The organism is Pseudomonas sp. SDI (genome assembly GCF_003105155.1).
In the GTDB taxonomy this organism is placed as follows: domain Bacteria; phylum Pseudomonadota; class Gammaproteobacteria; order Pseudomonadales; family Pseudomonadaceae; genus Aquipseudomonas.
The window spans coordinates 76940-103474 of sequence record NZ_QETK01000019.1 but is presented as its reverse complement, the minus strand read 5'-3'; the positions used below and the strand labels follow the sequence as shown (position 1 = coordinate 103474).

Below are 26535 nucleotides of genomic sequence, written 5' to 3'. Positions count from 1 at the left end.
AGTGTACGGCGGTGCTCTTGTGGGAGCGGGCTCGTCCCGCGATTAGGCCCTCAGTACCAGCGCGCCTCGCCTGGCGGGCGCTTCTTGAAGCGTTTCATGCTCCACATGTACTGGCTCGGATAGGCCCGCACATAACGCTCCACCACCTGGCTCATGGCCGCCGCCGAGGTTTCGGTGTCCTCGCTGTACATCGCCTCCGGCGCCGCTTCCAGGATCACCTTGAAGCCGGAACCGTCCGGCAGCCGCAAGGCATGCAGGAACACCCCCACTGCCTTGCCACCGGCCAGCATGTTCGGCACAAACTTGCTGGTCAGTGCCTTGGTGGCAAAAAACGGCACGAAGATCCCCGCCGATTCCGCCGGCTCCGGGTCTGCCGGAATTCCTACCTGGCCACCCTTGCGCACCTCCTTGATGATGCTCAGGATGCCTTCCTTGGTCGACGCCGCCACCCGATTGCCCAACTGCACGCGCTGTTCGCGCAACAGGTCGTCGACCGCCTTCAACTTCGGCGGCCGATAGAAAATGATCGGCTTGCACTGGCTGCAATAGAAGTGGTTGAGCACTTCCCAGTTGCCCAGGTGGCTGGTGATGCCGACCACGCCCTTGCCCGACGCCAGTGCGTCCTTGAGCACCTCCAGCCCCTCGACTTCACGCACCAGCTCCAGCGAGCGCTGCGCCGGCCAGATCCAGGCGCAGGCGCTTTCGGTGAACGACTTGCCGATATCCATCAGCGTGCGCCCCACCAGTTGCTCGCGGGCCACCGGGTCCATCTCCGGGAAACACTTGGCCAGGTTGATCCGCACCACTTCGCGGGAACTGTTCGGCAGCTTCCACATGATCCAGCCAATCGCCGAACCGACGCGCTGAACTGCGCCCCAAGGCAGCTTGGCAAACAACCGCAACGCCCCGACCATCAAGGCGCCCTTGAACTTATCCACAGGCTGATTCCTCTTTCTGCAAGCCGGCCATTGTAACCGTCAGCGCAGCAACGCGGCGTATCGATCACAGTCGGTGGTGTGGTCCATGACCATCCCGGTAGCCTGCATGAAGGCATAACAGATGGTCGGCCCGACAAAGGTGAAGCCGGCCTTCTGCAACGCCTTGCTCATCGCCTTGGCCTCGTCGGTAACCGCCGGTACCTCGCTGCGCGCCGTAAAATGGTTGATCTTCGGCTGCCCGCCGACAAACGACCAGAGCCACTCGCCCGGCTGCTCCAGCACCAGCCAAGCGCGCGCATTGCGCCGCGCGGCGTTGAGCTTGAGGCGGTTGCGGATGATGCCCGGGTCGAGCAGGCGTTCTTCGATTTCGGCGTCGCTCATCTGCGCCAGACGCTGCGGCTCAAAGCCGAACAGCACCTCGCGGTAGCGCTGGCGCTTTTTCAGCACGGTGATCCACGACAGCCCGGCCTGGAAGCCTTCGAGCAGCAGCATCTCGAACAACTGGTCCGGGTCGCGCTGCGGCGTGCCCCACTCCTGATCGTGATAAGCCTGGTACAACGGATCGTCGGTACACCAAAAGCAGCGTGGCATATGGCTCCAAGGGTAGAGGCTGTGGCGAATCGGGTTATACTCCCGCTCTTTATATTCGCAGCCCTAGAAACAGGTGAATTTCGTGAGCCAGCCTACGCCAGCCGTGCGTACCTTCCAAGACTTGATCCTCGCCCTGCAGAACTACTGGGCCGAGCAAGGTTGTGTGGTGCTTCAGCCCTACGATATGGAAGTAGGCGCCGGCACTTTCCATACCGCCACGTTCCTGCGCGCCGTCGGCCCGGAAACCTGGAACGCCGCCTATGTCCAGCCGAGCCGTCGCCCGGCCGACGGTCGCTATGGCGAAAACCCGAACCGCCTGCAGCACTACTACCAGTTCCAGGTGGTGCTCAAGCCGAACCCGGCGAACTTCCAGGAGCTGTACCTGGGCTCGCTGAAGGCCATCGGCCTCGACCCGCTGGTACACGACATCCGTTTCGTCGAAGACAACTGGGAATCGCCGACACTCGGCGCCTGGGGCCTGGGCTGGGAAATCTGGCTCAATGGCATGGAAGTCACCCAGTTCACCTACTTCCAGCAAGTGGGCGGCATCGAGTGCATGCCGGTGACCGGTGAAATCACCTATGGCCTGGAGCGCCTGGCCATGTACCTGCAAGGCGTCGACTCGGTCTACGACCTGGTCTGGACCGATGGCCCGTTCGGCAAGGTGACCTACGGCGACGTGTTCCACCAGAACGAAGTGGAGCAGTCGACCTACAACTTCGAACACGCCAACGTCGAGAAGCTGTTCGAACTGTTCGACTTCTACGAAAGCGAAGCGAACCGCCTGATCGAGCTGGAACTGCCGCTGCCGACCTACGAAATGGTCCTCAAGGCCTCGCACACCTTCAACCTGCTCGACGCCCGCCGCGCCATCTCGGTGACCGAGCGCCAGCGTTACATCCTGCGTGTACGGACCCTGGCCCGGGCCGTGGCGCAAAGCTACCTGCAAGCCCGCGCCAAGCTGGGCTTCCCGATGGCGTCCCCTGAATTGCGTGATGAAGCATTGGCCAAGCTGGAGGCTGCACAATGAGTGCTCAAGATTTTCTGGTTGAACTGGGCACCGAAGAACTGCCGCCAAAAGCCCTGAGCAGCCTGGGCGATGCCTTCCTCGCCGGCATAGAAAAAGGCCTGCAGGCCGCCGGCCTGAACTACACCGCCAAACAGGTCTATGCCGCCCCGCGTCGCCTGGCCGTGCTGATTCGTCAGCTCGACACCCAGCAGCCGGACCGCAGCATCAACGTCGACGGCCCACCGCGTCAGGCCGCCTTCGACGCCGAAGGCAACCCGACCCAGGCCGCCCTGGGCTTCGCCAAGAAGTGCGGCGTCGAGCTGGCCGAAATCGACCAGAGCGGGCCGAAGCTGCGCTTCTCGCAGCACATTCCGGGCAAAGCCACCGCCAGCCTGCTGCCGACCATCGTCGAAGACTCGCTGAACGACCTGCCGATCCCGAAACGCATGCGGTGGGGTGCACGCAAAGAAGAATTCGTGCGACCCACCCAATGGCTGGTAATGCTGCTGGGCGACACCGTGGTCGATTGCACCATCCTCGCCCAGAAAGCCGGCCGGCATTCGCGCGGTCACCGCTTCCACCACCCGGAAGACGTGCTGATCAGCGCCCCGGCCAACTACCAGGAAGACCTGCGCAAGGCCTACGTGCTGGCCGACTTCGCCGAGCGTCGCGAACTGATCAGCAAACGCACCGCCGAACTGGCGATGCAGCAGGAAGGCAGCGCTATCGTGCCGCCGGCGCTGCTCGACGAAGTGACCGCCCTGGTTGAATGGCCGGTGCCGCTGGTCTGCTCGTTCGAGGAGCGGTTCCTCGACGTGCCGCAGGAAGCCCTGATCACCACCATGCAGGACAACCAGAAGTACTTCTGCCTGCTGGACGTCGACGGCAAGCTGCTGCCGCGCTTCATTACCGTGGCCAACGTGGAAAGCCGCGATCCGAAGCAGATCGTCGAAGGTAACGAGAAGGTCGTGCGCCCACGCCTGACCGACGCCGAGTTCTTCTTCAAGCAAGACAAGAAACAGCCGCTGGAAAGCTTCAACGAGCGCCTGAAAAACGTGGTCTTCCAGGCTCAGTTGGGCAGCGTCTACGACAAGGCCGAGCGGGTTGCCAAACTGGCCGCGTTCATCGCCCAGCGCATCGGCGGCGACGCCCAGCGCGCCGCTCGTGCCGGCATCCTGTCCAAGTGCGACCTGGCCACCGAGATGGTCGGCGAGTTCCCGGAAATGCAGGGCGTTGCCGGTTACTACTACGCGCTGAACGACGGTGAGCCACAAGACGTCGCCCTGGCCCTGAACGAGCAGTACATGCCGCGCGGTGCTGGCGCCGAGCTGCCGTCGACCCTGACCGGGGCGGCCGTGGCCATCGCCGACAAGCTCGACACCCTGGTCGGCATCTTCGGCATCGGCATGCTGCCCACCGGCAGCAAGGACCCGTATGCCCTGCGCCGTGCCGCACTGGGCGTGCTGCGTATCCTGATCGAGAAGCAGCTGGACCTGAACCTGAACGAAGCGGTGGAATTCGCCGTCGCCCAGTTCGGCGCCAAGGTCAAAGCCGCCGGCCTGGCCGAGCAGGTGCTGGAATTCGTCTTCGACCGCCTGCGTGCGCGTTATGAAGACGAAGGTATCGACGTTGCCACCTACCTCTCGGTACGTGCCCTGCAGCCGGGTTCGGCGCTGGACTTCGACCAGCGCGTGCAGGCCGTCCAGGCGTTCCGCCAGTTGCCCGAAGCCGCCGCCCTGGCTGCAGTGAACAAGCGTGTCTCGAACCTGCTGAGCAAGGCCGAGGGCGCGATCGCGAGCAACGTCGAGCCGAAGTACTTCGACAATGCCAACGAGTTCTCCCTGTACTCGGCCATCCAGCAGGCCGACCAGGCCGTGCAACCGATGGCGGCAGCGCGTCAGTACAGCGAGTCGCTGGCCCGCCTGGCGGCCCTGCGCGAGCCGGTGGACGCCTTCTTCGAGGCGGTGATGGTCAATGCCGAAGACGCCAACGTGCGGGCTAACCGCTATGCCCTGCTCAGCCGCCTGCGCGGTCTGTTCCTGGGTGTGGCCGACATCTCGCTGCTGGGGTAAGCCTTGAAACTGCTGATTCTCGATCGGGACGGGGTGATCAACCAGGACTCCGACGCCTACATCAAGTCGCTGGACGAGTGGATCCCGATTCCGGGCTCGATCGAGGCCATCGCGCAGTTGAGCAAAGCCGGCTGGACGGTGGCCGTAGCCACTAACCAGTCCGGCATTGCCCGCGGCTATTACCCGCTGGAAACCCTTGAGGCCATGCACGCGCGCCTGCGCGCGCTGGTCGCCGAGCGGGGCGGCGAAGTCGGCTTGGTGATTTACTGCCCGCACGGCCCGGACGAGGGCTGCACCTGCCGCAAGCCAAAGCCGGGCATGTTGCGTAGCATCGCCGAACATTATGCGGTCGATCTGGCCGGTATCTGGTTCGTCGGTGACAGCAAGGGTGACCTGGAAGCCGCCAAGGCCGTCGATGCACAACCCGTTCTGGTAAAAACCGGCAAGGGGCAAACGACCTTGGGCAAGGGTGTGCCGGACGGCACCCTGGTATTCGAGGACCTGGCGGCAGTCGCCAGGGCACTTATCCACAATCATCAGGACGCCTGAAGACTCTCCAGGTGCCCTGTTAAAGGCGGGCGAGCCCGCAACGGTACATGCCGCTATGTCGATCCTGCAGGCGATCAGAATCTTTCTTTTTTACCTGCTGCTGGGTACCAGCGCGTTGCTCTGGTGTTCCCTGAGCTTTTTCATTGCGCCGTTTTTGTCGTTCCGCGCGCGTTACCGCTTCATCAACGTCTACTGGTGCCGTTTCGCACTGGTGCTGGTGCGCGTGTTCCTCAACATCAAGGTCAAGGTGACCGGGGCAGAGAATATTCCCAAACAGCCCTGTGTGATCCTGTCCAACCATCAAAGCACCTGGGAAACCTTTTTCCTGTCTGCCTATTTCCAGCCCTTGAGCCAGGTGCTCAAGCGCGAGTTGCTCTACGTGCCGTTTTTCGGCTGGGCCATGGCCATGCTGCGGCCGATCGCGATTGATCGCGACAACCCCAAGGCCGCGCTCAAACAGGTGGCGGCCAAGGGCGACCGTCTGCTCAAGGACGGCGTCTGGGTACTGATCTTCCCGGAAGGCACCCGCGTCCCGTTCGGTAAGGTCGGCAAGTTCTCCCGTGGCGGTACCGCGCTGGCGGTGAACGCCGAACTGCCGGTGCTGCCGATTGCGCACAACGCCGGCAAGTACTGGCCGAAGGAAGGCTGGGGCAAGCGCGCCGGCACCATCGAGGTGGTAATCGGTGCGCCGATGTACGCCGAAGGCACTGGCCCACGGGCAATCGCCGAGCTGAACGACCGCGCTGCCGCGTGGAACGAACAGACCCAGCGCGCCCTGGGTTCGTTACCGGCACAAACGCCGAGCGAATCGCAGCCAGCGGCCTGAGCCGTTCTGTGGATAACTTGTGTACAGTATTTGGATTTCTCAGGAAATAATTCTCTAAGTTATTAATTTAGCTACTTATTTCTGTGTATGACTGGCAACGGCAAATCGTGCATAAGTTTTTTCGCGGAATAAAAAAACCGGCTTTTACGCCGGTTTTTTTGTGCTTTGAGAAGCCTCGTCCCGCGATAGACCTTCAAACCTTGTCGATATCCACATCCCGCGTCTCTTTCAAACAGAACAGCCCCACCACCAGGCTCACCCCGGTAATCAGCACCGGGTACCAGAGGCCGTAGAAGATATCCCCGGTGTACACCACCAGCGCGAACGATACGGTGGGCAGGAAGCCACCGAACCAGCCATTACCAATGTGATACGGCAGCGACATCGAGGTGTAGCGGATGCGCGTCGGGAACAGTTCGACCATCACCGCCGCCAGCGGGCCGTAGGTCATGGTCGCAATCAGGATCATCGCCACGATCAGCAACACCACCATCGGCTGGTTGACGCTGGAAGGGTCGGCCTTGGCCGGGTAGCCGGCTTGCTCGATGGCCGCCCGCATGGCCGCTTCGTCGAAGCCATTGATCCGCTGCTCGCCAATGCTCACCACCACTTCACCGCCAGTAGCACTGGCCGAGCTGTACGGCAGGCCCTGTTTCACCAGGAAGGTTTTGACCTTGTCACACGGGCTGTCGAAACGCGCCTTGCCGACCGGGTCGAACTGGAAGGTGCACCCCTGCGGATCGGCAATCACCACGATTGGTGCCTGGCGGCTGGCGGCATCGATCTGCGGGTTGGCGTAATGGCTCAGCGCCTTGAACAGCGGGAAGTACAGCACGGTGGCCAGCAACAGGCCGAGCATCAGGATCGGCTTGCGCCCAACCCGGTCCGACAGCCAGCCGAAGAACACGAAGAACGGCGCACCGATCACCACACTGATGATCAGCAGGGTGTTGGCCTGGGCCGGGTCCATCTTGAGCATCTGGGTCATGAAGAACAGGACATAGAACTGCGCGGTGTAGAACGTCACCGCCTGCCCGGCGTTGATACTGAACAACGCCGTCAGCACCACCTTGAGGTTCGCCCAGGAACCGAACGACTCGCGGATCGGCGCCTTGCTCGCCTTGCCCTGGGCCTTCATTTTCACGAAGGCCGGCGACTCGTGCATGCTCATGCGAATCCAGGTGGAAATCGCCAGCAGCACGATCGACAACAGGAACGGCAGGCGCCAGCCCCAGACTTCGAACTGGTCGCCACTGATGTAGCGGCTGCCCAGTACCACCAGCAGCGACAGCAACAAGCCGAGGGTGGCGGTGGACTGGATGAAGCCGGTGTGGAAGCCCCGCTTGCCCGGCGGGGCGTGCTCGGCCACGTAGGTGGCAGCGCCACCGTATTCACCGCCCAGCGCCAGCCCCTGGAGCATGCGCAACACCACCAGGATGATTGGTGCAGCGATGCCGATGCTGGCGTAGGTGGGCAGCAAGCCGACGGCAAACGTCGACAGGCCCATCAGCACGATGGTGACCAGGAAGGTGTATTTGCGCCCAATCATGTCGCCGAGCCGGCCGAACACCAAGGCCCCGAACGGCCGCACCAGGAATCCGGCGGCAAACGCCATCAGCGCGAAAATGAACGCCGTGGTGTCGTTGACCCCGGCGAAGAACTGCTTGCTGATAACAGCCGCCAGCGCCCCATAGAGAAAAAAGTCATACCACTCGAAAACCGTCCCGAGGGATGACGCGAAAATGATCTTGCGTTCTTCCCGGCGGCTGTTGACCACCGGGGCAGCGCCCTGCTGTTGAAGAGTCTCTGCCATCGTTGCTGTCCTCTCGGCCCGTGCGGGCACAGTGATTATTGTTGTTGTTCCACTGTCGACAGCGGCCGACTGCTGCCACTGTCACTGTTGCCACGCCACCCCGGCCAGGCTCAGGGCGTCGCTATCGCTGCTTTGCCATTACCGTTGCTGGCCGCCGCCGGCCCTTGCAGGATCAACTGCGCGGCCTTCTCGGCGATCATCACCGTGGGTGAACAGGTATTGCCGGAAACGATGTGCGGCATGATCGAGGCATCCGCCACCCGCAACCCCACTACACCATGCACGCGCAGTTGGGCGTCGACCACGTCCAGCGCTCCGTTGCCCATACGGCAGGTACCAACCGGGTGGAAGATGGTGGTGCCGATCTCGCCAGCGGCGCGCTGCAGATCTGCTTCGGTGTGCAGGGCAGCACCCGGCAGGTATTCGCGCGGAGCGAACGGCGCCAGGGCAGGGGACTGAACGATCTGCCGGGTCAGGCGGATAGCCTGGGCTGCAACCTGCAAGTCGGCTGCGTCGCTGAGGTAATTGGGGTCGATCAGCGGTGCATCGGTCGGCTTGGCCGAGCGAATATCCACCCGCCCGCGGCTGGCCGGGCGTAGGTTGCACACCGAGGCCGTGAACGCCGGGAAACGATGCAGCGGCTCGCCGAAGCGATCGAGCGAGAGCGGTTGGACATGGTACTGGAGGTTCGGCGTGGCCTGTTCCGGAGCGGAACGGACAAACGCACCCAGCTGGCTCGGCGCCATGGCCAACGGCCCGCTGCGGTCGTACAGGTAACGCAGGCCCATGCCGAGTTTGCCGACCATGCTGTTGGCGACCTGATTGAGCGTACGAACGTTGCTCACCTGGTAGATCAGCCGCAGTTGCAGGTGGTCCTGCAGGTTGCCACCGACACCCGGCAGCTCGTGTTTCACGCCGATGCCCAGCCGTTCCAGCAACGGCCGCGGGCCGATCCCGGAGCGCTGGAGGATGCTCGGCGAGCCGATGGCGCCCGCACACAGAATAATTTCGCGGCGTGCGGCGAACTGCTGCTCGACGCCCTGCCAGCGCGCCAGCAGCGCCTTGGCGCGGCCTTCGTCGAGCACCACCCGGTCGACCTCGACTTCGGTCAACACCGTAAGGTTCGGCCGTTTCAGGGCAGGACGCAGAAACGCCTTGGAGGCATTCCAGCGCACGCCGGAGCGCTGATTGACCTGAAAGTATCCACAGCCTTCGTTGTTGCCACCGTTGAAGTCGTCCACCGTGTCGATACCGCGTTGTGCGGCAGCTTCACGGAAGGCGTCGAGAATGGCCCAGGAATAGCGCTGCTGTTCAACCCGCCATTCGCCCTCGGCACCGTGCAGCTCGCTGTTGCCGGCATGGTGCAGTTCGCTGGCCTTGAACAGCGGCAGCACGTCGTTCCAGGCCCAGCCGGGATTGCCTTCGGCAGCCCAGCGATCGTAGTCGCTGGCCTGGCCGCGCATGTAGATCATGCCGTTGATCGAGGAACAGCCACCGAGCACCTTGCCGCGTGGGTAGCCGAGGCTGCGGCCGTTCAGGCCCGGTTGCGCTTCGGTCTTGAAGCACCAGTCGGTACGCGGGTTACCGATGCAGTAGAGGTAGCCGACGGGAATGTGAATCCACGGATAGTTGTCGCGACCGCCAGCTTCGAGCAGCAACACCCGACAGCCCGGATCGACGGAAAGTCGGTTGGCGAGCAGACAGCCAGCAGGGCCGGCGCCAACGATGACGTAGTCGTAGGAATGATCGGCTGATGCCATGAGGGACCTCGCGCCAGACTTATTATTCTTGTGGCCCTCAGTGTTATTGATTATTTTCGCGATGAAAACGTTAGATTTCACGCAAGTGCTGTGCGTTTTAACACAACGCAGGTGAACCTCTGATTCACAAGGAAAAGCATGTTCGACTGGAATGATCTACGGTTTTTTCTCGAGTTGCAGCGTAGCGGCCGCCTGTTGTCGGCGGCCAAACGCCTCAACACCACCCACAGTACCGTGGCCCGGCATATCGAGAGCATCGAGCAGAGCCTGGGCACGGCACTGTTCGTCCAGCATGCCCAGGGCTATGAGCTGACGCCGTCCGGCCAGGCCCTGCTCAAGCATGCCGAGGCCATGGAAAACGTCGCCTTGCTGGCCCAGGAAGAAATCACCCAGGCGATTACCCCGCTGGGCAAGATTCGCCTGGGGGTAACCGAAGGCATCGGTATCATGTTCTTTACCCCGCGCATGGGCAGCCTGTTCGAGCGCTATCCGGGGCTGGAAGTGGAACTGGTGGCGGTGCCGCGGTTTGTCAGCATCATCAACCGCGAAGCCGAGATCAGCATCCACCTGGAGCGGCCGAACGCCGACCTGTTGATCACTCGAAAACTCACCGACTATCGGCTGGCGCTGTACGCCAGCCCGGCGTACCTGGCCCAGGCGCCGGCCTTGCACAGCCGCGAGGATCTGGCCCGGCACAGCTGGATCGGTTACGTCGACGACTTGCTGTTCAGCCAGGAACTGCTGTTTCTCAACAGTTTCTGTCGAGCACCGAACGTGGTGTTCCGTAGCACCAGCGTGATTGCCCAGCAGCATGCCGCGCGCGCCGGGCTCGGTATTGCGGTGCTGCCCAACTACATGGCCCGCCACGACCCGGGGCTGGTGCGCATCCTGCCCAGTGAAACCATCCAGCGCAGTTACTGGATCAGCACCCGCCGCGAGCTGCACAAGTCGGTGCGCCTGCGGGTGGTCTGGGACTACCTGCTGGCGCTGTGCGCCGACGAGCAGGGTGCGCTGCTCGCCGAGTGAGGCTCAGTGGCTGAGGGTGTTGAACGCCAGCAATAACGCGGCCCCCACGCCGACCACGGCAAACGCCTGCTGCAAGCGCGGCCCGGCCAGGTGCTGGGCGAACTGGCGGGCGACCACCAGACCGAGCACCGCGCCAAGGGCGAACGGCACGCCCACCGCCCAGTGCATCACCCCACTGAGGCTGGCCGTCACCACACTGCCAGTGGAAACCAAAGCGATCACCGCCAGCGAGGTGGCGACGATGCTTTTCATCTCAAGGTTGGTGTAACGGCCCAGCGCCGGAATGATCACGAAACCACCGCCCACCCCGAGCAACCCGGAGAGCAGGCCGCTGAGCAATCCGGTGAAAGCCAGGGCGCGGGCGCAGGGCAGGGTCCAGCGCAAGCGACCCTGCAACGGGTTGAGCACACACGGCTGGATGTTGCGCCCGGCACAAGGCGCGATGCCTTTCAGCTCCCGGCTCGCCTTGCGCCAGATACGCCCACAGGCATACACCAGCAAACCGGCAAAGCCCAACGCCAGCGGGGTATTGGGCAACTGATGGGCCAGCGCCAGCCCCAGCGGCGCCGCCGCAATGCCAATGGCCGCGACGAACAGCGCCGCACGATAACGCACCAACCCCTGGCGCAAGCCCAGCACCGCACCGACACCCGCCGCCAGGCCAACGGCGAGCAAACCGACCGGCCCGGCCTCGACCATCGTCAGGCCCAAACCGAACACCAACAGCGGCACCGCAAGAATCCCGCCGCCCGCGCCGGTCAGCGCCAGAATCGCCCCAATCAGTGCGCCGAGCCCGGCGCCCAGCCATTCGTGTTCGCTCACGGGCGTACCTCACGTGACGCCGCCAGCGGCTTGGCCAGCCATTCACGGCCCTTGAGCATGCAACGCCAGTACAGCGGCGGCAGCACGCGGGCTTTCAGCCACCAGGCCAGGCGGGTCGGCCGGCGGCCATCGAGCAGCCAGCGCGGGAAGCTTGGCGCGACCTTGCCGCCATAGGTGAACTCGGCGAGCACGATCTTGCCACGGGCCACGGTGAGCGGGCAGGAACCGTAGCCATCGTACTCGGCCATCCGTGCCCGCCGACCGAGGGCAACCAGCACGTTGTTGGCGACCACCGGCGCTTGCTTGCGCGCGGCGGCAGCGGTCTTGGCGTTACTGGTATTGGTCACATCGCCGAGGCTGTGGATATTGCCGAACTGCCGATGGCGCAAAGTGCTCGGGTCGACATCGACCCAACCCGCCGCATCGGCCAACGGGCTGTCACGGATGAAATCCGGGGCCACTTGCGGCGGCACCACGTGGAGCATGTCGAACGGCTGCACGTGGGTTTCCGTGCTGCCATCGGGCAGGCTGCGCAGGAAGGTCGCACGCTTGCCGGGGCCGTCCACCGCCACCAGGCGATGGGCATAGTTGAGGTCGACGGCGTAGCGGTCGATGTATTCCATCAGCGCCGGCACATACTCGGCGACACCGAACAGCACCGCACCGGCATTGAAGAACTGCGCCTGGATCGGGCCGAGCCGGCCGTTGCGCAGCCAATGGTCGCAGGACAGGTACAGGGCCTTTTGCGGCGCACCGGCGCATTTGATCGGCATCGGCGGCTGGGTGAACACCGCACGACCCTGCTTGAGCCCTTGCACCAGTTGCCAGGTGTAAGGCGCCAGGTCGTAGCGATAGTTGGAGGTGACGCCGTTGCGACCCAGGGTTTGCGGCAAACCGTCGATGGCCGCCCAATCCAGCTTGAGGCCGGGGCACACCACCAGCTGTTCATAACTGATCACGCGGCCGTCTTCGAGGCTAACGGTCTGCGCCTGCGGTTCGAAGCTGACCACAGCAGCCTTGATCCAGCGTACCCCGGCCGGCAGGGTCGAGGCCATGGTCCGCGCGGTGCTCTGCGGTTGGAACACGCCGGCGCCGACCATGGTCCAGCCGGGCTGGTAATAATGCACATCGGCCGGGTCGATCAACGCAATATCCAACGACGGATCACGGGCCCGCAGGCTGGAGGCGGTGGCGATCCCCGCAGCGCCGGCGCCGACGATCAGCACCTTGTGATGATCGGCCGCAAGCGACCGGGCAGGGGATGAAGCAGCAGGCATGGGCAGTGTTTCCTTCTAATAATAATTCTGTGCAGCACAATCAAAGCGCGTTGAGCGGGATCTTCAGGTAGCGCACGCCGTTGGCCTCGGGCTCGGGCAACTGGCCGCTGCGCATGTTCACTTGCACCGACGGCAGGATCAGCACCGGCATCTCCAGGGTGGCGTCGCGGGCTTCGCGCATGGCCACGAAGCCGTCTTCGCTGGTGCCTTCGCGCACATGGATGTTGCCGCTACGCTGTTCGGCCACGCTGGTCATGTAACGCAGTTCGCGCCCGCCGGGCAGGTAGTCGTGACACATGAACAACCGGGTGGCATCGGGCAGGGCGAGGATGCGCTGGATCGAGCGGAACAAGGTGCGCGCGTCGGCGCCGGGGAAATCGCAGCGCGCGGTGCCATAGTCGGGCATGAACAGCGTGTCGCCGACAAAGGCCGCGCTCTCGGCGTCAGACTCGACCAGGTAGGTCATGCACGCCGGGGTATGCCCTGGGGTATGCAGCGCGCGGGCGGTGAGGTTGCCGATGGCGAACACCTGGTTATCTTCGAACAGCACGTCGAACTGGCTGCCATCGCGGGCAAAGCCGGGCTCGGCGTTGAAAAACGCCCCGAAGACCTTCTGCACCTTGGTGATCTGGCTGCCGATGGCCACCTGACCGCCGAGCTGGCGCTTGAGGTAGTCGGCCGCCGACAGATGATCGGCGTGCACGTGGGTTTCCAGAATCCACTGCACCGTGGCTTGCAACTGCTGGACCCGGGCGATCAAGCTATCGGCGCTGTGGGTATCGGTGCGGCCGGACTTGGGGTCGTAGTCGAGCACACTGTCGATGATGGCGCAGCAGCGGCTGCCCGGATCCATCACCAGGTAGCTGATGGTCGAGGTCGCGTTGTCGAACAGTGCTTCTACATACAGGTTGCCGCCAATGATCATTCCGCTCTCCAGACAAATCGGTTGATGCCGGCTCACACGCCAGGCCGACAGTCGGCATGCACTCATCAAGATATGTGCCAGCGCTGGCGCGGCACAGTGATCCCGGTTTCATTGAGTCTGGCTCAAGTTTGGCAGAGCGACTGCCGCGGTGACTGGCAGGGATCTGACAGTCGCTGGCAGTTTTTGGCAGTCGCGGCTCGCTTCGGTTAAGCTGCCCGCGTGCTTTTCAGGTGTTGCCATGCCCACGTCTCTCGTCCCCCCCATCAGCCCCTCCGTTCAGGCGCTGGTGTCCTACCTCGAACACGATCCGCAACCAACCATCGTGCTCGACACCGACTACAACATCCTCGCGGCCAACAGCGCCTACCTGCGCCAGTTCGGTGTCGAGGGCCAGCCGCCGCTGGGTGCCAAGTGCCACCGGGTATCGCACCACTATGCGGTGCCGTGCGATCAGGCCGGCGAGCATTGCCCGATGCGCAAGGCCTGGGACAGCCGCAGCCCGGAGCGGGTGCTGCATATTCACCACACTCCGCGCGGGCCGGAACATGTGGATGTCGAGCTAAGGCCGATTCTCGACGGGCAGGGCGAGGTGGTGGCATTCGTCGAGCGCCTGACCAGCATCAGTGTGGCCTCGGCACAGCCGCAGCAGCATGGTCTGGTTGGTCGCTCGCAGCCGTTCAAAGCGGCCCTGGCCAGTTTGCAACGGGCGGCACCGGCACAGATTCCAGTATTGCTGCAGGGTGAGTCGGGCACCGGCAAGGAGTTGTTTGCCCGTGCGCTGCACCTGAACAGCCCACGCGCCAGCGGCCCACTGGTGGTGGTCGATTGCACCGGGCTGACCGAGTCGTTGTTCGAGAGCGAATTGTTCGGCTACGAGAAGGGCGCGTTCACCGGCGCCTTGCAGCGCAAGATCGGCCTGGCCGAAGCAGCGCATGGCGGCACACTGTTTCTCGACGAGATCGGCGAGGTGCCGCTGGCGATGCAGGTGAAATTGCTGCGCCTGATCGAGTCGGGCAGCTTCCGCCCGGTGGGGAGCCTGCGCACGGTGCATGCGGATTTCCGCCTGGTGTCGGCCACCCACAAACCGCTCAAGCAGATGGTCGCCGAGGGGACCTTCCGCGAAGATCTGTATTACCGCATCAGTGCCTTTCCGATCCGCCTGCCGGCGCTGCGCGAGCGGGTCGACGATCTGCCATTGCTGGTGGAAAGCCTGCTCCAGCGCATGGCCGGCAAAGCCGCGCCACAGGTGGACCGCGAGGCGATGAAACAGCTCTGCCTGTATGGCTACCCCGGCAATATCCGTGAGTTGCGCAACGTGCTGGAGCGGGCGCGACTGTTCACCGACGACGGGGTGATTCGCCCGGAACATCTGCCGCAGGAATTGACCGGCGCTGCGCTGAGTGCTGCCCCGCGACGCCAACCGCGCGACCACCTCGGTCAGCTGGCGCAGGCGCTCGATGGCTACCAGGGTTCGCGCAGCGAACTGGCGAAAGAGCTGGGGATGAGTGAGCGGACCTTGTATCGCCGGTTGCGCGAGTTGGGGATTTAAACGAGCACCACCTGTGGCAGCCGGCCAGCCACCAGCGGCTGGTGCTCTGGTCGATGCTGGCCGTCGGAAGCTGAATCTTCAGCGCTGGAAGGTCGCCTGACATGAACGATTTCCGCCCATGAAAAAGCCCGCTGATTAGCGGGCTTGAGGTGGCAATCCATTGTTGGCCAGGTTCAGAACCGGCCGCCAATCAGAAGTCCAGGTTGGACACTGCCAGAGCGTTGCTTTCAATGAACTCGCGGCGTGGTTCTACCGCATCGCCCATCAAGGTGTTGAAGATCTGATCGGCAGCGATCGCGTCTTCGATGGTCACCTTGAGCATCCGGCGCACGGTCGGGTCCATGGTGGTTTCCCACAACTGATCCGGGTTCATCTCACCCAGTCCTTTATAGCGCTGGATGGTGTGACGCTTGGTGCTTTCGGTCATCAGCCATTCGAGCGCTTCCTTGAACTCGACCACGGCCTTCTTGCGCTCGCCACGTTTCACATAGGCGCCTTCACCCAGCAAGGTGCTCAATTGAGCGCCCAGTGCGGTGACGGTGCGGTAGTCGTTGCTACCGAAGAAGTCGCGGTTGAAGGTGACGTAGCTGGCCAGGCCGTGGGAGGTGATTTCCACTTCCGGCAGCCATACACCACGCTCACGGTCTTCACGCAGGCTGGCCTTGTACAGCAGGCCGGACTTCTCGCTCGTGCGCAGACGCTCTTCGAACTTGGCCAACCAGGCTTGCATGGCCGCGTGGTCTGCCAACTGATCGAGAGAGACCGCCGGCAGGTACACGAAGTGCTCGGTGAGCTCTTGCGGGTACAGGCGCGACAGACGCTTGAGGGTCTTCATCACCGTGCGGAATTCGTTCACCAGGCGCTCCAGCTCGACGCCGGAAACCGGTGGGGCGGATTCGTCCAGGTGCAGGCTGGCGTCTTCGAGGGCCGACTGGGTCATGTATTCTTCCATGGCCTCGTCGTCCTTGATGTATTGCTCCTGCTTACCTTTCTTGACCTTGTACAGCGGTGGCTGAGCGATGTAGATGTAGCCGCGCTCGACCAACTCCGGCAGCTGACGGAAGAAGAAGGTCAGCAGCAGGGTACGGATGTGCGAACCGTCGACGTCAGCATCGGTCATGATGATGATGTTGTGATAGCGCAGTTTGTCGATGTTGTACTCGTCGCGACCGATGCCGCAGCCCAGTGCCGTAATCAGCGTGCCGACCTCCTGGGACGAGATCATCTTGTCGAAGCGTGCTTTCTCGACGTTAAGGATCTTACCCTTCAGCGGCAGGATCGCCTGAGTCTTGCGGTTACGGCCTTGCTTGGCCGAGCCACCCGCGGAGTCACCCTCGACCAGGTACAGTTCGGAGAGGGCAGGGTCTTTCTCCTGGCAGTCCGCCAGCTTGCCCGGCAGGCCGGCGATATCCAGCGCACCTTTCCGGCGGGTCATTTCCCGCGCCTTACGCGCCGCTTCACGGGCACGCGCAGCGTCGATCATCTTGCCGACCACAGCCTTGGCTTCGTTGGGGTTTTCCAACAGGAAGTCAGAGAAGTACTTGCCCATCTCCTGCTCGACCGCCGTCTTCACTTCGGACGAAACCAGCTTGTCCTTGGTCTGCGAGCTGAACTTCGGATCCGGCACTTTTACCGAGATGATCGCAGTCAGACCTTCACGGGCGTCGTCGCCGGTGGTCGAAACCTTGTTCTTCTTGGCCAGGCCTTCTTGCTCGATGTAGTTGTTCAGGTTACGCGTCAGTGCCGAACGGAACCCCACCAGGTGAGTACCACCGTCGCGCTGCGGGATGTTGTTGGTGAAGCACAACAGGTTCTCGTTGAAGCTGTCGTTCCACTGCAGGGCGATTTCCACGCCCACACCATCTTCGCGTTGCACGCTGAAATGGAAGACCTGGTTCACCGGGGTCTTGTTGGTGTTCAGGTATTCAACGAAGGCACGCAGGCCGCCTTCGTACTTGAAGTTTTCGTCCTTACCGGAGCGCTCATCCTTCAGCAGGATGCCGACACCGGAGTTGAGGAACGACAGTTCGCGAATCCGCTTGGCCAGGATGTCCCAGCTGAAGTGGATGTTCTTGAAGGTTTCCGCCGACGGCTTGAAGTGAATCTGCGTACCCGTGGTTTCGCTCTCGCCAACGATCTTCATCGGTGCTTGTGGAACACCGTGCACGTAGACCTGTTCCCAGATCTTGCCGCTGCGGCGAACAGTCAGGGTCAGCTCTTCGGACAGGGCGTTAACCACCGACACACCTACACCGTGCAGGCCGCCGGAAACTTTGTAGGAGTTGTCGTCGAACTTACCGCCGGCGTGCAGGACGGTCATGATGACCTCGGCTGCGGAAACGCCTTCTTCTTTGTGCACATCTACCGGAATGCCACGACCGTTGTCGCGCACGGTGATGGATTCGTCCGGGTGGATGATAACGGTGATGTCATCACAATGGCCGGCGAGCGCCTCGTCGATCGAGTTATCGACCACCTCGAACACCATGTGGTGCAGGCCGCTGCCATCGTCGGTGTCGCCAATGTACATACCGGGACGCTTGCGCACGGCATCTAGCCCTTTCAGCACTTTAATGCTGGAGGAGTCGTACGTTTGATTTTCGCTCATGCCTTCACTCCCGATGGTCGTGGGTCTGGGTGATACGGCCCTGTTCCACGTGGAACAGAGCAACTGGCGTATCCGTCTGCCAGCCTTCCCTCAATAATTCGTGATCTACACAGGTGATAAATACCTGGCAGCGTAAGTCTTCCAACAAGCGGCAAAGTGCAAGACGGTGCTGCTCGTCCAATTCGGACGGCAGGTCATCCACCAAATAAATACATTGGCCGCGGCGTGCCTGGCTAACCAGATGGCCCTGGGCAATACGCAAGGCGCACACCACGAGCTTCTGCTGACCGCGAGACAGAATATCGGCAGCGTTGTTGGCGCCGAGTCTGAGACGCAAATCTGCGCGTTGCGGACCGGCCTGGGTATGGCCCATTTGCTGGTCACGCTGAAGAGAGGAGGCGAGAACTTCGTTCAGCTCTCGATCCTTGTCCCACCCTCGGTAATAACTGAGGGTCAGCCCTTCAAGCTCCAACAACTCGCTCAAAGTTTGCTCAAAGACAGGCTTCAAAGCTTTGATGTAATTACGGCGGTACTCGTCGATTTCCGCACTGGCCAGGCACAATTCCCGGTCCCAGGCTGCTTGCGAAACGGCATCAAGTGTACCATGCCGCAGCCATGAGTTCCGCTGGCGCAGGGCTTTCTGCAGGCGCTGCCAGGTTCCCATGAAGCGGGGTTCCACGTGGAACACCCCCCAATCGAGGAACTGTCGACGGATTTTCGGTGCCCCCTCAAGCAAACGGAAGCTATCCGGGTTGATCAATTGCAGCGGCAAGATCTCCGCCAACTGCGCCGCACTACGGGCATTCTGCCCATCAATGCGAATGGTGAAGTCGCCTTGGCGCTCCCGCGAAATCCCCAGATTGCTGGTGCCGCCATCGCTGAGTTCGACCTGGCCGAACACCGTGCACGCCAACTGCTCGTACTGAATAACCGGGTTCAGGCGGGTGCTGCGAAAGGAGCGGGCGAGGCCCAATAGATGAATGGCTTCCAGCACGCTGGTCTTACCGCTGCCGTTGGCGCCATGCAGGATATTGATGCGGGGGGAAGGAGAGAAGGTCACCGGGTGCAGGTTACGCACCGCGGTGACAGAGACGCGACTGAGGGACATCTAGAATCTGCTGGGCAAATTACAGACGCATCGGCATGACAACATAAGCGGAATCGTCGTTGTCAGCCTCTTGCAGCAGGGCACTGCTGTTGGAGTCAGACAAAATCAGACGAACCTGCTCGGTGGTCATCACACCCAACACATCCAGCAGGTAGCTAACGTTGAAGCCGATTTCCAGCGAGCTACCGTTGTAGTCGACGCTGATTTCTTCTTCCGCTTCTTCCTGCTCAGGGTTGTTGGCCTGGATCTTCAACTGACCGCTGGCCAGTTGCAGACGAATGCCGCGATACTTCTCGTTCGACAGAATTGCCGTACGGCTGAACGCTTCACGCAGTGCCTGACGGTCGCCCAATACCAGCTTGTCGCCACCTTTAGGCAGCACACGCTCGTAGTCGGGGAACTTGCCGTCGACCAGCTTGGAGGTAAAGGTGAACTCGCCAGTGGTCGCACGAATGTGGTGTTGACCCAGAACGATGCTCACGGTGCCATCCGGTTCGGTCAGCAGGCGCGCCAGCTCAAGGATACCTTTGCGTGGAACGATCACCTGGTGACGGTCGGCCTGACCGATCTCAGCGCTCATCGAGCACATGGCCAGGCGGTGACCGTCGGTAGCCACCGCACGCAGGGTGCCGGTGGATACTTCCAGCAGCATGCCGTTGAGGTAGTAGCGTACGTCCTGCTGGGCCATGGCGAAGCTGGTGCGTTCGATCAAACGACGCAGGCGGCTTTGCTCCAGGTTGCAGGTCAGCGAGCCCGGGCCTTCTTCAACGGTCGGGAAATCGTTGGCCGGCAGGGTCGACAGGGTGAAACGGCTACGGCCAGCCTTGACGACCAGCTTTTGCTCGTCGACCTTGATGTCGATCAGCGCGTCGTTCGGCAAGCTTTTGCAGATATCCATCAGCTTGCGTGCAGGTACGGTGATTTCGCCCGGCTCGGCCGGTTCTTCCAGTTGGACACGGCCAACCAGTTCCACTTCCAGGTCGGTACCGGTCAGCGACAGTTGCTGGCCTTGCACAACCAACAGCACGTTGGACAGTACCGGCAAGGTCTGGCGGCGCTCGACGACGCCTGCGACCAGTTGCAGGGGTTTCAACAGGGCTTCGCGTTGAATGGTGAAATGCATGGTCTAGTCCCTTGCCTTAAAAAGCTGCGCTGACGTTCATCAAGTCGTCAGGGTCCGCAGCAGGTTCTTGTAGTCCTCGCGGATATCCGCGTCGGATTCCTTGAGTTCGTTGATCTTGCGGCACGCATGCAACACGGTCGTGTGGTCGCGGCCACCAAAGACGTCGCCGATTTCCGGCAGGCTGTGGTTGGTCAGTTCCTTGGACAGTGCCATGGCAACCTGACGCGGCCGTGCTACCGAACGCGAACGGCGCTTGGACAGCAGATCGGAAATCTTGATCTTGTAGTACTCGGCCACGGTGCGCTGGATGTTATCCACACTCACCAGTTTGTCCTGCAGTGCCAGAAGATCCTTGAGCGACTCGCGAATCAGCTCGATGGTGATGTCGCGGCCCATGAAGTGCGAGTGAGCAATGACACGTTTGAGCGCGCCTTCGAGTTCACGCACGTTAGAGCGAATACGCTGGGCGATGAAGAATGCAGCGTCGTGCGGCAGGTCGACTTTGGCCTGATCGGCCTTCTTCATCAGAATTGCCACGCGGGTTTCCAGTTCCGGCGGCTCGACGGCAACCGTCAGGCCCCAGCCGAAGCGCGATTTCAGGCGTTCTTCCAGGCCTTCGATTTCCTTCGGATAGCGGTCACTCGTCAGGATGACTTGCTGGCCGCCTTCGAGCAGGGCGTTGAAGGTGTGGAAAAACTCTTCTTGCGAGCGCTCTTTACGGGCAAAGAACTGGATATCGTCGATCAGCAACGCATCCACCGAGCGGTAGAAGCGTTTGAATTCGTTGATCGCGTTGAGCTGCAAGGCCTTGACCATGTCGGCGACGAAGCGCTCCGAGTGCAGGTAAACCACCTTGGCATTCGGGTTTTTCTTCAGCAGATGGTTACCCACAGCGTGCATCAAGTGGGTTTTACCCAGGCCGACGCCGCCATACAGGAACAGTGGGTTGTAACCATGCTTGGGGTTGTCGGCTACCTGCCAGGCGGCCGCGCGGGCCAGCTGGTTGGATTTACCTTCGACGAAGTTCTCGAAGGTAAACGTACGGTTCAGATAGCTGGTGTGCTTGAGCGCACCTTCGACCTGCACGGTACGTTGCTCGGCACGACCACTGCCGTTGGTGACGGGCGCGCTGTTGCCCGATTCCCCCATCGAATCGAAGCTGTCACGCGAAGGCGCATCCTCGACCTGCGGCGCAGGTGCAACAGGCGCAGCCGCCGGGGCAGGGCTGGCCGGTTCAGCTGCCACGGCGGCCTGGGCAGCCTGTGCCTGCGAAGCGGCAACCGAGGCAGCCAATGGCGCGTTGGGTGCGGCACGCGGCGCAGAGCTACGACGGCTTCCTATTAATAAGGAAAGCGCAGGCGCCATGCCATTGCCGTGTTCGCCGAGCAGCTCGAGCAAACGGCCGAGGTACTTTTCATTGACCCAATCGAGAACGAAACGGTTAGGCGCATAGACGCGCAACTCGTCGCCTTCGGCTTCGACCTGTAGCGGACGGATCCAGGTGTTGAATTGCTGGGCAGGCAGTTCATCGCGCAGAAGCTCCACGCACTGCTGCCAAAGTTCCACTGACACGGATATCCCCTGAGTTGAAAGCCGGTGAGGCAAAAACAAGCAGCCATTGTACCGACCGACCGCGCACTTATCCACATGCAGGTGCACCCAGAGTGGCGATAAATCAGCAGGTTAATGGCCAAAATACCCTCAAGGGGGTGTGAATAAACCCTGTGCATAACCGCGCCTGAGGTCTTTGCACAACCCTGGGTCAAACCCTGTGGATAAAACGCCTGTTGATAAGTGGCATTTTTATCCACCGCTTATCCGCGGGCGCAGCACAGCCAGAGCACCGCTTCCCGACAGAGTTTAATTTCTCTGTACAGTACGAATTTAAAGGGCTGTATAACCTTATCCACAGAAATCTTCCACATAAGCTTTATAAGATTTACAGAAAAGCTTTAAATACCTTTCCTTTCTTTTTTCTATATCTAAGCCGTCGTTGAGCTTCTGCACAGTGCTTGAACTGTCACCATGGAAAGACCTGGATACAAAGGAAGGATTTCTTCGTTACAAGGAAAAGCTGGTTGGAAATTGACCTACGGCCTTGCTTTCTCTAGAATCGCCGGTCTCTAAAAACGGGGGCCATTCCGGCCCGTTGTCGACGAACCAGGTAACACGCCATGAAACGTACTTTCCAACCAAGCACCATCAAGCGCGCCCGCACTCACGGTTTCCGTGCCCGTATGGCCACCAAGAACGGCCGTGCCGTACTGTCGCGTCGTCGCGCCAAAGGCCGTAAGCGTCTGGCAGTTTGATTTTTCGGCACAGGTGGTGAGTCAGGACTACGGTCGGGAAAAGCGCCTGCTGACCCCCCGACATTTCAAAGCGGTCTTCGACTCTCCATCCGGCAAGGTCCCAGGCAAGAATCTTTTGCTCCTTGCTCGCGAGAACGGTCTGGATCATCCCCGTCTGGGGCTTGTGATCGGTAAAAAGAGCGTCAAGCTCGCCGTTCAGCGAAACCGCCTGAAACGTCTGATGCGCGATTCGTTCCGTCTGCACCAGCAATTGCTGGCCGGGTGGGATATCGTGATCGTCGCGCGTAAGGGTTTGGGCGAGATAGAAAACCCAGAATTGCACCAACACTTTGGCAAGCTCTGGAAGCGCCTTGCACGCAGTCGGCCCGCTCCAGTGGTTAACAACGACTCTGCAGGGGTAGACCGTACAGATGCGTAAACTGGCACTCGTTCCGATCCAGTTTTACCGTTACGCCATTAGTCCTCTGATGGCCAGCCACTGTCGTTTTTACCCAACCTGCTCGTGTTATGCGTATGAAGCCATCGAGTCCTATGGCCTTTTACGCGGCGGTTGGCTGACCGTTCGTCGGCTTGGGCGCTGCCATCCCTGGAATGCCGGCGGTTATGACCCGGTCCCGCCTGCTCCTTCATCCCGTACTTCTTCTTCGATAGCCGAGTAATCATGGATATTAAACGCACGATCCTGATCGCCGCCCTGGCAATCGTGTCCTATGTCATGGTCCTCAAGTGGAACCAGGACTACGGCCAGGCTGCCTTGCCGACTCAGAATGCTGCTGCCAACAATGTCGCTCCGGCCCTGCCGGATACCGCGGCCGCCGGCAACACTGGCGCCAGCGCCGACGTTCCGAGCGCTACTGGCGAATCCGCCCCTGCCGAACTGGCACCGGTGGCAGTGAGCAAGGACCTGATTCGGGTCAAGACCGATGTCCTCGATCTGGCTATCGATCCAAGTGGTGGTGATATCGCGCAACTGACGTTGCCGAAATACCCTCGTCGTCAGGATCATCCGGACATTCCATTCCAGCTGTTCGACAACGGTAATGAACGTACCTACCTGGCACAAAGCGGCCTGACCGGCGTGAATGGCCCGGATGCACGTTCTACGGGTCGTCCGCTGTATGCCGCCGATCAGAAAAGCTTCCAGATGGCCGATGGTCAGGACCAACTGGTCGTCGACCTGAAGTTCAGCGACAACGGTGTCAACTACATCAAGCGCTTCAGCTTCAAGCGCGGTGAGTACGACCTGAAAGTCAGCTACCTGATCGACAACCAGAGCGCCCAGCCCTGGAGCGGTAACCTGTTCGCGCAACTGAAGCGCGACGCCAGCTCCGATCCGTCGTCGAGCACTGCGACTGGCACCGCGACCTACCTGGGTGCGGCCCTGTGGACAAGTTCCGAGCCATACAAAAAAGTGTCGATGAAAGATATCGACAAGGGCAACCTGAAGGAAAACGTGACGGGCGGCTGGGTCGCCTGGCTGCAGCACTACTTCGTGACCGCCTGGATTCCAAGCTCGACTGACAACAACATTGTTCAGACCCGCAAGGATAGCCAGGGCAACTACATCATCGGCTTCACCGGCCCTGCGCTGAACGTTGCGCCAGGCGCCCAGGCTGAAACCAGCACCATGCTGTATGCCGGTCCGAAGATTCAGTCCAAGCTCAAGGAGTTGTCCCCAGGCCTGGAACTGACCGTCGACTACGGCATCCTCTGGTTCATCGCCCAGCCGATCTTCTGGCTGCTGCAACATATCCACAGCCTGTTGGGTAACTGGGGCTGGTCGATCATCGTGCTGACCATGATGATCAAGCTGCTGTTCTTCCCGCTCTCCGCAGCCAGCTACAAGTCGATGGCGCGTATGCGTGCAGTTGCGCCAAAACTGGCAGCACTGAAAGAGCAACATGGCGATGATCGGCAGAAAATGTCGCAGGCCATGATGGAGCTGTACAAGAAAGAGAAGATCAACCCGCTGGGCGGCTGCTTGCCGATCCTGGTGCAGATGCCGGTCTTCCTCTCGCTGTACTGGGTACTGCTGGAAAGCGTCGAGATGCGTCAGGCGCCGTGGATGTTCTGGATCACCGACCTGTCGATCAAGGATCCGTTCTTCATCCTGCCGATCATCATGGGCGCGACCATGTTCATTCAGCAGCGTCTGAACCCGACGCCGCCGGATCCGATGCAGGCCAAGGTGATGAAGCTGATGCCGATCATCTTCACCTTCTTCTTCCTGTGGTTCCCTGCTGGTCTGGTGCTGTACTGGGTTGTGAACAACTGCTTGTCGATCGCACAGCAGTGGTACATCACCCGCAAGATCGAAGCAGCCACCAGTAAAGCCGCTGCTTGATAGGTTAGTCAGCTAACCTGTGGAAAACGCCCCCTCGTGGGGCGTTTTGCTATCTGTCGTTTTTGTTCTGAGGCCTTCGAGCATGAATTCTCCTCGTGAAACCATCGCTGCCATCGCCACTGCCCAGGGGCGAGGCGGGGTAGGGATTGTGCGTATCTCCGGGCCCCTGGCGAGCAAGGCTGGCCAAGCTATCACCGGTCGCTCCCTGACACCGCGGCATGCCCATTACGGCGCGTTCCGCAGTGACGACGCGCAGGTCATCGACGAAGGCATTGCCTTGTATTTCCCCGGACCGAACTCGTTCACCGGCGAAGACGTGCTGGAACTGCAGGGCCACGGTGGCCCGGTGGTACTCGACATGCTGTTGCAGCGCTGCCTGCAACTGGGCTGCCGGTTGGCCCGGCCTGGTGAGTTCAGTGAGCGAGCATTCCTCAACGACAAGCTCGACCTGGCCCAGGCCGAAGCCATTGCCGACCTGATCGAAGCCAGTTCTGCACAGGCGGCGCGCAATGCCTTGCGCTCGCTGCAGGGGGAATTTTCCCGCCGTGTGGATAACCTCACCGAGAAACTGATCAGCCTGCGCATCTATGTCGAGGCGGCCATCGACTTCCCCGAGGAAGAAATCGATTTCCTTGCCGATGGCCATGTGCTGAGCATGCTCGAAGACGTGCGCAGCAACTTGTCCACAGTGCAGCGTGAAGCCGGGCAGGGCGCTCTGTTGCGCGATGGCATGACCGTGGTCATCGCTGGCCGGCCGAATGCGGGTAAATCGAGCCTGCTCAATGTGCTGGCCGGGCGTGAAGCGGCCATCGTTACCGATATCGCCGGCACTACACGGGATATCCTGCGCGAACATATCCACATCGATGGCATGCCGTTGCACGTGGTCGATACTGCCGGCTTGCGCGATACCGACGATCATGTGGAAAAGATTGGCGTGGAGCGCGCGCTGAAAGCGATCAACGAGGCTGATCGGGTCTTGCTGGTGGTGGATTCGACAGCGCCGGAGGCCAGTGATCCGTTTGCCCTGTGGCCGGAATTCCTTGATCAGCGTCCCGACCCGGCCAAGGTCACGCTGATTCGTAACAAGGCCGATCTCAGTGGTGAAGCCATCGCCGTGGAGCAGTGCGCTGACGGCCACGTCACCATTACCTTGAGCGCCAGAGACGCCGATACCGGGCTCGACCTGCTACGTGAACACCTTAAAGCCTGCATGGGCTATGAGCAGACCTCCGAAAGCAGCTTCAGTGCGCGCCGGCGCCACCTGGAAGCCCTGCGCAGCGCCAGCGAGCACCTCGATCACGGTCATGCCCAACTGACGCTCGCCGGTGCAGGGGAACTGCTGGCCGAAGATCTGCGCCAGGCTCAGCACGCCCTGGGCGAAATCACCGGGGCCTTCAGCTCCGACGACCTGCTCGGTCGCATCTTCTCCAGCTTCTGCATCGGCAAGTAAGCGTCGTTATCCACAGTCAGGTCTTGCACGGACCTGACTGACCCCTCCGGCAACACTTCTTTCTACGATTTTATCCACACCCCTGGTCGACCTCGGGTGCGTTCGCCTGCGCGTTTGTCCACTGTGGATGAAAATAAGCCCTGTGGAAAACCCCGCCTCAGCTCCGTTGATAACTAGCCCTCAAGGCTGGAGATAAATCGCCTTGTGGGTAAGTGGCTGTTTCATCCACAGGTTAAACCCGCTTATCCAGAACCCCCAGACCCACTAGACCACAGACTTTTGAAACGCTGTACACAGCGGAGTACAAGGCCTGTAGAACGTTATCCACAGAAAGGTACGGCACTAAGAATAAACATAAAAACAAAGCTTTAATAAATTTCTCTCTCTTTATTTCTATTGCTCGCCACTCATCCACAGGCTGGTTAAATTTTGT

22 protein-coding genes are annotated in these 26535 nt (G+C 61.2%); 11 read left to right on the top strand and 11 right to left on the bottom strand.

Annotated features, from left to right (window positions below; translation table 11 throughout):
- Positions 1 to 50: 50 nt before the first annotated feature.
- Positions 51 to 938 (bottom strand): lysophospholipid acyltransferase, encoded by an 888-nt coding sequence (locus DCO48_RS14435; protein ID WP_116551287.1) that lies wholly within the window; start codon positions 936 to 938, stop codon positions 51 to 53.
- A 39-nt stretch (positions 939 to 977) separates the two neighbouring features.
- Positions 978 to 1529 (bottom strand): DNA-3-methyladenine glycosylase I, encoded by a 552-nt coding sequence (locus DCO48_RS14430; RefSeq protein ID WP_116551286.1) that lies wholly within the window; start codon positions 1527 to 1529, stop codon positions 978 to 980.
- Positions 1530 to 1611: 82 nt separating this feature from the next.
- Here DCO48_RS14430 and glyQ point away from each other — a divergent pair, with 82 nt between their 5' ends.
- Genes glyQ through DCO48_RS14410 form a run of 4 tightly spaced genes read left to right on the top strand, consistent with a single transcriptional unit; the run spans position 1612 to position 5985 of the window.
- Positions 1612 to 2559 carry a glycine--tRNA ligase subunit alpha gene (gene glyQ / locus DCO48_RS14425; protein WP_116551285.1) on the top strand — a complete coding sequence of 316 codons (948 nt, stop codon included), beginning with the start codon at positions 1612 to 1614 and terminating at the stop codon, positions 2557 to 2559.
- Positions 2556 to 4610, top strand: a complete 2055-nt coding sequence (gene glyS, locus DCO48_RS14420) for a glycine--tRNA ligase subunit beta (protein ID WP_116551284.1) — start codon at positions 2556 to 2558, stop codon at positions 4608 to 4610. Before glyQ ends, glyS begins: the two co-directional genes overlap by 4 nt.
- A 3-nt stretch (positions 4611 to 4613) precedes the next feature.
- Positions 4614 to 5159, top strand: coding sequence for a D-glycero-beta-D-manno-heptose 1,7-bisphosphate 7-phosphatase (gene gmhB, locus DCO48_RS14415; RefSeq protein WP_116551283.1), 546 nt, complete (start codon positions 4614 to 4616; stop codon positions 5157 to 5159).
- A gap of 55 nt (positions 5160 to 5214) precedes the next feature.
- Entirely contained in the window at positions 5215 to 5985 is a 771-nt protein-coding gene (locus tag DCO48_RS14410) for a 1-acyl-sn-glycerol-3-phosphate acyltransferase (RefSeq protein WP_116551282.1), read from the top strand.
- 193 nt (positions 5986 to 6178) lie between these two features.
- Here the strand turns inward: DCO48_RS14410 and DCO48_RS14405 are convergent, their stop codons facing one another.
- A complete protein-coding gene (locus tag DCO48_RS14405) occupies positions 6179 to 7798 on the bottom strand; it encodes an MFS transporter (protein ID WP_116551281.1) in 1620 nt (539 codons plus the stop codon).
- 110 nt (positions 7799 to 7908) lie between these two features.
- Positions 7909 to 9558: a GMC family oxidoreductase gene (locus DCO48_RS14400; protein ID WP_116551280.1), complete on the bottom strand. Its 1650-nt coding sequence runs from the start codon at positions 9556 to 9558 to the stop codon at positions 7909 to 7911.
- Between the two features lie 138 nt (positions 9559 to 9696).
- Here DCO48_RS14400 and DCO48_RS14395 point away from each other — a divergent pair, with 138 nt between their 5' ends.
- Entirely contained in the window at positions 9697 to 10584 is an 888-nt protein-coding gene (locus DCO48_RS14395) for a LysR family transcriptional regulator (RefSeq protein ID WP_116551279.1), read from the top strand.
- A 3-nt stretch (positions 10585 to 10587) separates the two neighbouring features.
- On the opposite strand, the gene DCO48_RS14390 is transcribed toward DCO48_RS14395, so the two are convergent.
- The 3 genes from DCO48_RS14390 to DCO48_RS14380 are packed head-to-tail and all read right to left on the bottom strand — an operon-like array spanning position 10588 to position 13608.
- Complete coding sequence (locus DCO48_RS14390) at positions 10588 to 11406, bottom strand: sulfite exporter TauE/SafE family protein (protein ID WP_116551278.1); 819 nt, start codon at positions 11404 to 11406, stop codon at positions 10588 to 10590.
- Positions 11403 to 12683, bottom strand: a complete 1281-nt coding sequence (locus DCO48_RS14385) for an FAD/NAD(P)-binding oxidoreductase (protein ID WP_116551277.1) — start codon at positions 12681 to 12683, stop codon at positions 11403 to 11405. The genes DCO48_RS14390 and DCO48_RS14385 overlap by 4 nt, the downstream gene beginning before the upstream one ends.
- A 40-nt stretch (positions 12684 to 12723) precedes the next feature.
- A complete protein-coding gene (locus DCO48_RS14380) occupies positions 12724 to 13608 on the bottom strand; it encodes an MBL fold metallo-hydrolase (protein ID WP_116551276.1) in 885 nt (294 codons plus the stop codon).
- Between the two features lie 238 nt (positions 13609 to 13846).
- Here DCO48_RS14380 and DCO48_RS14375 point away from each other — a divergent pair, with 238 nt between their 5' ends.
- Entirely contained in the window at positions 13847 to 15157 is a 1311-nt protein-coding gene (locus DCO48_RS14375; RefSeq protein WP_116551275.1) for a sigma-54-dependent Fis family transcriptional regulator, read from the top strand.
- A gap of 190 nt (positions 15158 to 15347) precedes the next feature.
- Here DCO48_RS14375 and gyrB read toward each other — a convergent pair whose 3' ends face one another.
- The 4 genes from gyrB to dnaA are packed head-to-tail and all read right to left on the bottom strand — an operon-like array spanning position 15348 to position 21568.
- Complete coding sequence (gene gyrB, locus DCO48_RS14370) at positions 15348 to 17765, bottom strand: DNA topoisomerase (ATP-hydrolyzing) subunit B (RefSeq protein WP_116551274.1); 2418 nt, start codon at positions 17763 to 17765, stop codon at positions 15348 to 15350.
- Between the two features lie 4 nt (positions 17766 to 17769).
- On the bottom strand, positions 17770 to 18873 hold the full coding sequence (gene recF, locus DCO48_RS14365) for a DNA replication/repair protein RecF (RefSeq protein ID WP_116551273.1): 1104 nt from the start codon (positions 18871 to 18873) through the stop codon (positions 17770 to 17772).
- Positions 18874 to 18892: 19 nt separating this feature from the next.
- A complete protein-coding gene (gene dnaN / locus DCO48_RS14360) occupies positions 18893 to 19996 on the bottom strand; it encodes a DNA polymerase III subunit beta (protein ID WP_116551272.1) in 1104 nt (367 codons plus the stop codon).
- A gap of 39 nt (positions 19997 to 20035) precedes the next feature.
- Complete coding sequence (gene dnaA, locus DCO48_RS14355; RefSeq protein ID WP_116551271.1) at positions 20036 to 21568, bottom strand: chromosomal replication initiator protein DnaA; 1533 nt, start codon at positions 21566 to 21568, stop codon at positions 20036 to 20038.
- Positions 21569 to 22170: 602 nt separating this feature from the next.
- Here dnaA and rpmH point away from each other — a divergent pair.
- The 5 genes from rpmH to mnmE all read left to right on the top strand — a co-directional run bounded on the left by rpmH (position 22171) and on the right by mnmE (position 26102).
- A complete protein-coding gene (gene rpmH, locus DCO48_RS14350) occupies positions 22171 to 22305 on the top strand; it encodes a 50S ribosomal protein L34 (RefSeq protein WP_002551315.1) in 135 nt (44 codons plus the stop codon).
- A 13-nt stretch (positions 22306 to 22318) separates the two neighbouring features.
- A complete protein-coding gene (gene rnpA, locus DCO48_RS14345) occupies positions 22319 to 22723 on the top strand; it encodes a ribonuclease P protein component (RefSeq protein ID WP_218276127.1) in 405 nt (134 codons plus the stop codon).
- The gene (gene yidD / locus DCO48_RS14340) at positions 22716 to 22964 is read left to right on the top strand and encodes a membrane protein insertion efficiency factor YidD (protein ID WP_116551269.1); all 249 of its coding nucleotides are present in this window, start codon (positions 22716 to 22718) and stop codon (positions 22962 to 22964) included. The genes rnpA and yidD overlap by 8 nt, the downstream gene beginning before the upstream one ends.
- A gap of 2 nt (positions 22965 to 22966) precedes the next feature.
- Positions 22967 to 24649: a membrane protein insertase YidC gene (gene yidC / locus DCO48_RS14335; RefSeq protein ID WP_116551268.1), complete on the top strand. Its 1683-nt coding sequence runs from the start codon at positions 22967 to 22969 to the stop codon at positions 24647 to 24649.
- An 82-nt stretch (positions 24650 to 24731) separates the two neighbouring features.
- Positions 24732 to 26102 carry a tRNA uridine-5-carboxymethylaminomethyl(34) synthesis GTPase MnmE gene (gene mnmE, locus DCO48_RS14330; protein WP_116551267.1) on the top strand — a complete coding sequence of 457 codons (1371 nt, stop codon included), beginning with the start codon at positions 24732 to 24734 and terminating at the stop codon, positions 26100 to 26102.
- Positions 26103 to 26535 lie beyond the last annotated feature (433 nt).